The organism is Arthrobacter sp. H20 (assembly GCF_000520515.1).
In the GTDB taxonomy this organism is placed as follows: domain Bacteria; phylum Actinomycetota; class Actinomycetes; order Actinomycetales; family Micrococcaceae; genus Arthrobacter_D.
The window spans coordinates 167086-168141 of the sequence record NZ_KI914723.1 but is presented as its reverse complement, the minus strand read 5'-3'; the positions used below and the strand labels follow the sequence as shown (position 1 = coordinate 168141).

Below are 1056 nucleotides of genomic sequence, written 5' to 3'. Positions count from 1 at the left end.
GCGAGCCGGGATCAGCGACATCCGCGATCCGCGGCGGCTGAACCCGGTGCTGGTGTTCCAGGAGATCGACGCTTCGGAGACCGAGCGGCGCCGCCAGCGCAACCGGATCCACTTCGAGCTAGCTGTGCCGTCGGACCTCGCGCGGACGCGCCTGGCAACGACCGTCGCAGCCGGTGGTCGCCTCCTTCACGAGTCGGAGGATCGCTGGCGGATCGCCGACCCCGAAGGAAACGAGATCGTGATCGTGGCAGGGGCATGAGTTAGCGTTCCTGACGCTTGGTCGAGTCCGGCCCGTTGCCACTTCAGGTGGTTTAACGCCGATAATCTACATTATGTCAACTAACAGCTTCTGGAAGCCTTCCAGGGGCCAGGAAACCTCTCCCCACTGGTTCCCCTCCTCTGACGGCAAGCCCCAGTGTGAAACCATTGTCCTATGTGGTTTGAGTCGTGGGAACAGATTTTGCGGGTGCTCATCATTGGATCGGTGTCGTACGCCGCCCTGGTGGTGGTTCTGCGTGCGTCCGGCAAACGAACCCTCGGACAGCTGAACGCTTTCGACTTCATTGTCACAGTTGCCCTCGGATCCACCCTTGCGACTATCCTCCTCAGCGCCGACGTCAGCTTCGTCGAAGGGTTTACTGCCCTCGCGTTGCTAGCCTCCCTCCAGTTCATAGTTGCCTGGTTGTCCGCACGGTGGCCGCGGGTGCGCTCCATTGTCACCGCCAAGCCAGTGACCCTGGTTATCGGCGGGACTCTGCAGCACGCCCAGCTGCGGAAGAACCGTCTGACGGAATCAGAGGTGCTCCAGGCGATCCGTAGCACAGGCTCAGGCGATGTCGCAGATATCGCAGCAGTTGTGCTGGAGACAAACGGCACCATCAGTGTCATTCCGAACAGTAGAATCGGCAGCGGATCTGCCCTCGACGGTGTGGCGAACTGGCACCCGCACAACACGCCATGACTTCCCCTGAAGGCATTCCAGCCACCAGTCCCCCACTCCCCGATCGTCTACGCGCAGCCGACGAGTTCGCCCGTCGGCTCGACAAGCCGATGGGG

General features: G+C 61.9%; 2 protein-coding genes. Both read left to right on the top strand.

Translation table 11 applies throughout. The features are described 5' to 3' along the window. The coding region (locus Y703_RS18630; protein ID WP_035764192.1) for a VOC family protein at window positions 1-259 on the top strand (259 nt) is incomplete at its 5' end. Window positions 260-433: 174 nt separating this feature from the next. After that, complete coding sequence (locus Y703_RS0107745) at window positions 434-961, top strand: DUF421 domain-containing protein (protein WP_026552252.1); 528 nt, start codon at window positions 434-436, stop codon at window positions 959-961. The last annotated feature ends 95 nt before the right edge of the window (window positions 962-1056 follow it).

Coding starts and splice junctions, on each gene's coding strand:
- Y703_RS0107745 (WP_026552252.1), top strand. CDS start 434: ATGTGGTTTGAGTCGTGGGAACAGATTTTGCGGGTGCTCATCATTGGA.